We start from the raw sequence: 7,059 nt of genomic DNA, 5'->3' as shown, positions 1-7,059 counted from the left end.
CCGCGAGCGTCGCCGACTCGGCGCTCGTGCTGGCGCTGCACGCGCTCCGCGACGCCTGGCAGATCACCGACCCGCGCCTCACGCGGCCCTCCGACTACGACCTGCTCGTCGAGGCGGTGGCCGCCCGCGCGGAGCTGCACGCTCCGCTCCGCGCGGCGGCGGAGGAGCTCGGCGCCGTCCAGACCGCGCAGCCCTTCCTCGACGCGCTCGGCATCCGCGCGCGCGCCGGGGAGGTGCCCGCGGCCGAGCTGCGGGCGTGGCGGATCAACGCGAGCTCGCCCCACGCCTCCGCGGGGTGGGTGCAGGCCGTGCGCGCGGCCGGCTGGCGGCAGCGGCCGCTGCTCCTCGCCCGCGCCGTCTTCCCCGCCCCCCACGCCCTGCGTGCCGCCGACCCCGCCATCGGCCCGCGCCGGATCGACGTGGCGGCCGGCTGGTGGCGGCGGCTGCGCCGCGGCGCCCGCACGGCTCCGCTCGCGTGGGACCACCTCCGACGGACGGACAGGACCTGACATGACCCGCCGGCTGATCCGCGCCCCCTTCGGGCTCGGCGTGCGCTTCACCTTCGACGACACCGTCCCCGACCGCTTCGTGACGGAGGTGGAGGAGTCGTGGAACGACGTGGACGACGACGCCGATCGCCCGGGCTCCGAGTACCGGGTGTCGCTGACCGAGCCGGTCGGGGAGCCGGGAGTGATCGCGCAGCCGACCGAGGACGCCCTCGCCGAGCACATCGGCGCCGCGCTCACCCTCGCGGCGGCCGACGCCTGCGAGGGCCGGCTGCTCAGCGTGCACGCCTCCGCGGTCGCCCTGACCGACGGCCGCGTCGTCGCGTTCGTCGGCCGGCCCGGTGCCGGGAAGTCGACCCTCGTGAGCCTCGCCGCTCGGCGGTACGGGTACGTGACCGACGAGACGCTCGCCGTCCGCCGCGACGGGCGGGTGCTGCCGTTCCGGAAGCCCGTCGCCCTCCTCGACGGCGGCGACTGGAAGCGGCACCGCTCCCCCGCCGCGATGGGCCTGCAGCCGCTGCCGGACGCTCCGCTGCGCCTGGCCGCCCTGCTCCTGATCGCCCGCGACCCGTCCGGCCCGGCAGAGTCCCGGCTCGAGCCGATCGCCTTCGACGAGGCGCTCTCGGTGCTGCTGCCCGAGCTGAGCCACTTCGCACGGCTGCCCGCGGCGCTGCACCACCTCGCGGGGCTGCTCGACTCCGTCGGCGGGGCCCGGGTGCTCCACTACCGCGAGGCGGAGACGGTGCTGCCGCTCCTGGAGCGCCTCGGGGAGGCGTCGCCGGTCGTCGCCGACGCGCCCGAGGCCGATGCGGCGGCGCCCGGCCCGGGTCTGCTCGCGCGCGCCGCCGGCGTCGAGTGGGTCGAGCGCGACGGAGTGGTCAGCTGCCTCCTCGACGAGCGGGTCGAGACGCTCACCGGGATCGGCCCGGTGCTGTGGCGTGCTCTCGGGACGCCCGCGACGGTCGACGCGCTGACCGGGGCCGTCGTCGCCGAGCACGGCGCCCCGCCCGCGGGCGACCCCCGGGCGCACGTCGAGGCCGTGCTCGACGCGATGGTCGAGCACGGCCTCGTGGTCCGCGGCGCCTGACGGCGCCGAGCGCGGCTAGCCCGTGCGGACGTTCGGCCCGACGGAGCCGCGGGCGATGAACAGGTCGAGCAGGTTCACGAGCCCCACCGCGCGGATGTAGAGCGCCGCGACGTCGTAGCGGCCGACGGGGAGCGCCTCGAGGGCGGCGGGCCCGGTCGGGTTGGTCGAGCGGTTCTGCGCGTTGACGTCGATCTGGATGACATCCTGTAGCGCGGAGAAGACCGGGGTGATCGCGGTGGTGACGACGGCTCCGACGAGAGCCGGCAGGGCCGCGAGCAACGGGTTCAGCACGTTCAGGACCAGGGTCAAGACGTTGGCGAGCACGTCAGGGCCGTTCAGCGGGATCCCGAGGATCCTGATGTTCTCGCGCAGCCTCTGCGTGAGAACAGTGACCAGAGTCGTCGTGAAAGCGGTCAGGGCTGCTGCCGGAACGCCGAGACCGCTGTCCACGAGGAGAGTCGAGTTCGGTGGCAGGTTGTTGAGGAAGGCGGAGTAGGAGCCGAACTGCGTGTTCCCGGGCTGCCCGGGAGCAGGACCGAGAAGCGAGGCGAGATCGATCGTCAGCGTCGCCGGAGTCGTCCCGAGGCTCGCCTGGATCGGCTGACCTCCGCCGGGCAGGTTTCCCGCCAGGATGGCGGCGACGTCGACCGTGACAACAGCGACCGTGGCAACACGAATGTCTTCGATCAGAGCAAGGGCGTTCCTCACCGCGGTGACGAGAGCTGTCAGCGCCGTCGACGTGAGCACCAGGTTCAGCCTGGTGATCTGGTAGTCGCGCTGCAGGTTGTCCGACCCGGGCACGCAGGCCGACTGAAGAGCAGCGCGTCCGGTGACGGCGCCGATCTGCAGAGTGAGCCCGGCAACGTTGGTCAGGAGGTCAGACAGACCAGGCCCGCCGACGGCGGCGAGGATCGCCTGCAGGTTGACGGTGCCGAAGTCGGGGTAGCTCCCCGAGGTCGGGGTCAGCGCCAGCTGGCCGGCATTGGTGATCGCACCGGAGGCTCCGCGGACGGTGCCGGTGGTGCTCGCCTCCGCGTACTGGTTGAGAGTGCCGACGGTGGCGGGAGCCGCCAGCGTGAGGAGGGAGGAGAGCGTGCCGGTCAGCCCGGTCGCGTTCACGGCGATGCCGTTCAGTACCGTGGCGTTGACGCCGCCCGTCACGACGACCGGGTCGGGCGGATTCGGTCCCGACGCCGGCGCAGTCGCCGTCACGCCCGAGACGCCGGCGACGGTGTCGAGGTTCACTCCGCCGAGGAAGCCGCTGAGGAGGCGTCCGCGGGCGACCGCCTGGAAGACCGTCCCCACCGGGAAGCAGCTGATCGAGACGGCGGAGGCGGACTGCGCCAGCATCACCGCGGGCACCGACCAGACCGCTCCGGCCACGACCGTCCGCCGTGCGAAGACGCCCGCGGAATTCGCGCTCTTCTTCTCGCTCTTATCGCTGATATCGCTGGATGCGAGCGGATTAGACTCCGACATTGGCGGCCCTCCGGTGCTGTCGCTCGACGTACACCCCTTGGCGCGTCGGCGGCAAACATAGCGAGAGAGGCGTCGCGATAAGAGGCGCTGGCGGATTTCTACTCGCACTGGCGGTGATCAGCGGAGAGGACGCGGAGAAGATGGCAGAGGACCCCCGGCTCCTTCTCTGGCGGCGCCGCCCGGACACGGCCTCCGTCGATCTGAACGGGCGCGTCCTGGTGCTCCCGCTGGACGTCTCCCCGATGGGCAGCCCCTACGCGCTGCGCGAGAGCGTGGCCGCGACCTGGCGCGCGCTCGACGACGAGCCGCAGGACTTCTCCGGCCTGGCCGACCGGCTCGCCCGCCTCCACTCCACCGATCCCGGCGCCATCGCCGACGACCTGGCGCGCGTGCTGAGCGGGCTGGAGGAGCTGCTCCTGGTCGAGAGCAGCCCGCGCGGCGAGGAGTCCCGATGAGTGTCGCGAGCGTCGTCGTCCCCAGCTACGCGGGGGCGGCGCGCCTGCCCCGCCTCCTCGCCGCCCTCGCGGCTCAGACCCACCGCGACCTCGACGTGGTCGTGGTCCTCGACGGCGTCGTCGATGCCAGCGAGCGCGCCCTCGACGCCTCCCCCGTGCCCGTGCGCCGCGTCGTGCTCCCCGAGAACCGGGGGCGCTCCGCCGCGCTCACCGCCGGCTTCGACGCCGCGCGGGGCGACGTGCTGATCCGCTGCGACGACGACCTCGAGCCCGGCCCGGGCTGGGCCGCCGCGCACGTCGGGGCCCATCGGGACGCGGTCGCCGGCGTCGTCGGCCTCTGCCCCGACGTCGACCCGGGCACCGCCTACTCCCGCGCCTACGGCCGGCCCGCCGGCGAGCGCTTCCGCCGCGGCGCCTACGCGGCGGGCCCCGACGCCTCCTGGCGCTACTGGGGCGGCAACGTCTCGGTGACGCGGGCGACCTACGACCGGGTCGGCGGCTACAGCACCGACTACCGCGAGTACGGCTGGGAGGACGTCGACTGGGGCTACCGGCTGCACCGCCTGGGAGTGCCGGTGCGGATCGAGCCCGGCGCCGAGGCCCTGCACCACGGCGCTTCCGTCTCGGCGGCGGTCCGCAGCCGGCGCGCGTTCCTCTCGGGGGCGGCCCGCCGCACGTTCGAGCGGCTGCACCCCGAGCAGGTGCGGGAGGCGGTGCCCGCGGCCGGCGCGTGGGACGCGGCCGTGCGCCTCCTGGCCCGCGGCGGGAGCGAGCGGCGGACGGCACTGGTCGCGGGAGTCGCGGACGCCGCGCTCGGAGTGGTGCCCCGCCCGGTCGGCGAGAAGCTGGTCGCGCTCGCCGTCGAGTCCGCGGCGATCGCGGGCTACGACCGCGGCAGAGGGCGTACCGCGCACGGGTGACGGCGGCGCGGATCGACGGATCCGCGGGCCCGGCAGCGGCGCCGACGCCGCGCGGGAGCCGATCTAGGCTCCCCCGCATGCGAGTCCTTCTGGTGGGCGGAGCGGGCTACATCGGGAGCCACACCGCCGTCGCGCTCCTCGAGAGCGGCCACGAGGTGCTGGTCGTGGACGACCTCTCGCACGCGAGCGAGCGGACCCTCGACGCGGTGGAGGAGCTGACCGGCTCGGTGGTCCCCCGCCTGATCGCCGACGCGCGCGACACGGCCGCGCTGACCCGCTTCCTCGCCGCCCACGGACCGGTCGACGCCCTGGTCCTGCTCGCCGGGCTCAAGTCGGTCGGCGACTCGGTGCGGCGGCCCCTCGAGTACTGGACGGTCAACGTCGGGCTCGCCACCGCGGCGTTCTCGGTCGCGGCGGAATCGGGGATCCGCACCGTCGTGTTCTCGAGCTCGGCGGCCGTCTACAGCCCGGGCGGCGTGATGCCGGTCGGGGAGGACTTCCCCGCCGGGCTGAGCGCCGCGAGCCCCTACGGCGCGACCAAGCGCGTGATCGAGGAGATCCTCGGCGACGCCGCGCGCGCCGATCCCCTCCTGCGCGGGGTCAGCCTCCGCTACTTCAATCCCATCGGCGCGCACCCGTCGGGGCGGATCGGCGAGGATCCGGCCACGGCGCCGGGGAGCCTCCTGCCCGTGCTGACGCGGGCCGCGGGCGATCCCTCCCGGTGCGTCGACGTCCTCGGCGACGACTACCCGACCCCCGACGGCACGGGGCTGCGCGACTACATCCACGTCTGCGATCTCGCGGCCGGGCATGTCGCGGCGCTCGAGCGCGCGCGGCCCGGGCACCGGGTCTACAACCTCGGCACGGGCTCGCCGACGAGCGTCCTCGAGCTGATCGACGAGGTCGAGCGCGCGAGCGGGGAGACGGTCCGGTGGCGGGCCGTGGGGCGCCGGCCGGGCGACCTCGCGGCGAGCTGGGCCGACCCGGCACGCGCCGAGCGGGAGCTGGGCTGGCGGGCGGTGCGCACCGTCCGCGAGGGCGTCCGCGACCAGTGGCGGTGGCAGACCCTGCAGCGCATCGGCGTCTCCTGATCCTTCCGGCACGGCGTCACTGAAAGAGTGATTTCTTCTTCTCCGCGACTCTCCTCCATCGTTGTGATCTCCGAGGGAATAGCGCCTCCGCGACGCACTCCAGACGATCCTCGCCATTCCACTCGCGGCTTATCCGGATTATCGGACTCTCCTTTCCCCGTCGTTCTGCGACGACTCGTACTCGCCTTTCGATTCCTTCTCCACGAGCCGGTTAGCTTCTACTGCACTGCTGATCGGTCACCGACGACGGATAAGCATTCGGAGCCGCTCCCGTCTCCGGATGGCCGCCCGATCCTCACCGCACGCCCGGGGGAAGGGGCCCATCATCACTGCCGTCATCGACGCGACCACCCGTTCCCGATCCGTCCCCCCGGTCGGTCCCGGCCTGATCGTGCACGAGTGGGTCGAGCGCCGCGGAGGCGCCGAGCGCGTGCTCGAGGCGATGACCGAGGCCTTCGCCGACGCCGACGTCCGCGTCCTCTGGAGCGACTGCGCCGAGGTCGTCGGCAGGCCCGTCTCGGAGTCCTGGCTGGCGCGCACGCCGCTGCGCCGCCACAAGGTCCTCGCCCTGCCGGCGATGCTGCCCACGTGGCGGCTCCCGGTCGGCGCCTCCCGCGAGTGGGTGCTGGTCAGCTCGCACCTCTTCGCCCACCACGTCCGCACCAGCGGACCGACCCGCAAGCTCGTCTACGCGCACACCCCGGCCCGCTACATCTGGGAGCCCGACCGCGACGGCCGCGGCAGCAGCCTCGCCGCCCGCACCGCGAGCCTGCTCCTCAAGCCGATCGACCGCCTCCGCGCCGCCGAGGCCTCCTCCATCGCGGTGAACAGCCTCTTCACCGGGCAGCGGGTGCGCGACGCGTGGCACCAGCCGTCGAGGGTCATCTACCCGCCGGTGAACACCGAGCTGCTCTCGACGATCACCGACTGGCGCTCCCCGCTCGACGACGACGAGCTGCGCCTCCTCGACTCGCTCGCGCGGCCGTTCATCCTGGGCGCCTCGCGGTTCGTCCCCTACAAGCGCCTCGAGAAGGTCATGGACGCCGGAGCTCGCACCGGGCTGCCGGTCGTCATCGCCGGGCACGGCCCCTGGGAGGCGCGGCTCCGCGCCTACGCCGAGGAGATCCGGGCCGACGTGACCTTCGTCATCTCGCCCTCCGACCAGCTGATCCGCGCGCTCTACGCGCAGGCGCTCGTGTACGTCTTCCCCGCCGTCGAGGACTTCGGGATCATGCCCGTCGAGGCGATGGCCTGCGGGACGCCGGTCATCGGGACCGACATCGGCGGAGTGCGCGAGAGCGTGTCCCTCGCCGGCGGGGGCGTCATCGCCGACCTCGAGGGCGATCCGGACTGGAGCGACCTGCTGCGCCGTGCGCTCGCGCTCGACGTCGACGCCTTCCGGGCCCGGAGCCGGGTCTTCTCGCGCCGGCGCTTCATCGCCGAGATCCAGGACTGGGTCGCCGAGCAGACCGCCTGACGACGGCGCTCCCCGCCGCGGGAGGCCGTCCGTGCGCGCGTCAC

At 74.0% G+C, this 7,059-nt stretch carries 6 protein-coding genes and 1 pseudogene; 6 read left to right on the top strand and 1 reads right to left on the bottom strand.

All coding sequences use genetic code 11. The annotated features are described in order from the left end of the window. Both C5C44_RS17140 and C5C44_RS15415 read left to right on the top strand, forming a co-directional pair. A pseudogene (locus C5C44_RS17140) lies at window positions 1–509 on the top strand (hypothetical protein); the annotation flags it as partial. 1 nt (window position 510) lies between these two features. After that, the gene (locus tag C5C44_RS15415) at window positions 511–1,593 is read left to right on the top strand and encodes a PqqD family protein (RefSeq protein ID WP_104324641.1); all 1,083 of its coding nucleotides are present in this window, start codon (window positions 511–513) and stop codon (window positions 1,591–1,593) included. A 15-nt stretch (window positions 1,594–1,608) separates the two neighbouring features. Here the strand turns inward: C5C44_RS15415 and C5C44_RS15410 are convergent, their stop codons facing one another. Beyond that, complete coding sequence (locus C5C44_RS15410; RefSeq protein ID WP_146084360.1) at window positions 1,609–3,072, bottom strand: choice-of-anchor G family protein; 1,464 nt, start codon at window positions 3,070–3,072, stop codon at window positions 1,609–1,611. 140 nt (window positions 3,073–3,212) lie between these two features. Here C5C44_RS15410 and C5C44_RS15405 point away from each other — a divergent pair, with 140 nt between their 5' ends. The 4 genes from C5C44_RS15405 (at window position 3,213) to C5C44_RS15390 (ending at window position 7,015) form a co-directional block, all read left to right on the top strand. Continuing rightward, the gene (locus C5C44_RS15405) at window positions 3,213–3,527 is read left to right on the top strand and encodes a hypothetical protein (RefSeq protein WP_146079006.1); all 315 of its coding nucleotides are present in this window, start codon (window positions 3,213–3,215) and stop codon (window positions 3,525–3,527) included. Next, entirely contained in the window at window positions 3,524–4,447 is a 924-nt protein-coding gene (locus C5C44_RS15400; RefSeq protein ID WP_104336145.1) for a glycosyltransferase family 2 protein, read from the top strand. The genes C5C44_RS15405 and C5C44_RS15400 overlap by 4 nt, the downstream gene beginning before the upstream one ends. 77 nt (window positions 4,448–4,524) lie before the next feature. Then, window positions 4,525–5,538: a UDP-glucose 4-epimerase GalE gene (galE, locus tag C5C44_RS15395; protein ID WP_104336144.1), complete on the top strand. Its 1,014-nt coding sequence runs from the start codon at window positions 4,525–4,527 to the stop codon at window positions 5,536–5,538. A 280-nt stretch (window positions 5,539–5,818) separates the two neighbouring features. After that, on the top strand, window positions 5,819–7,015 hold the full coding sequence (locus C5C44_RS15390; RefSeq protein ID WP_104227213.1) for a glycosyltransferase: 1,197 nt from the start codon (window positions 5,819–5,821) through the stop codon (window positions 7,013–7,015). Window positions 7,016–7,059: the final 44 nt, after the last annotated feature.

Source organism: Rathayibacter sp. AY1F6 (genome assembly GCF_002932035.1).
In the GTDB taxonomy this organism is placed as follows: Bacteria; Actinomycetota; Actinomycetes; order Actinomycetales; family Microbacteriaceae; genus Rathayibacter.
The sequence above is the reverse complement of the archived record's forward strand: the minus strand, read 5'-3'. Positions and strand labels throughout refer to the sequence as shown.

Coding starts and splice junctions, on each gene's coding strand:
- C5C44_RS15415 (WP_104324641.1), top strand. CDS start 511: ATGACCCGCCGGCTGATCCGCGCCCCCTTCGGGCTCGGCGTGCGCTTC.
- C5C44_RS15410 (WP_146084360.1), bottom strand. CDS start 3,072: ATGTCGGAGTCTAATCCGCTCGCATCCAGCGATATCAGCGATAAGAGC.
- C5C44_RS15405 (WP_146079006.1), top strand. CDS start 3,213: ATGGCAGAGGACCCCCGGCTCCTTCTCTGGCGGCGCCGCCCGGACACG.
- C5C44_RS15400 (WP_104336145.1), top strand. CDS start 3,524: ATGAGTGTCGCGAGCGTCGTCGTCCCCAGCTACGCGGGGGCGGCGCGC.
- galE (WP_104336144.1), top strand. CDS start 4,525: ATGCGAGTCCTTCTGGTGGGCGGAGCGGGCTACATCGGGAGCCACACC.
- C5C44_RS15390 (WP_104227213.1), top strand. CDS start 5,819: ATGGCCGCCCGATCCTCACCGCACGCCCGGGGGAAGGGGCCCATCATC.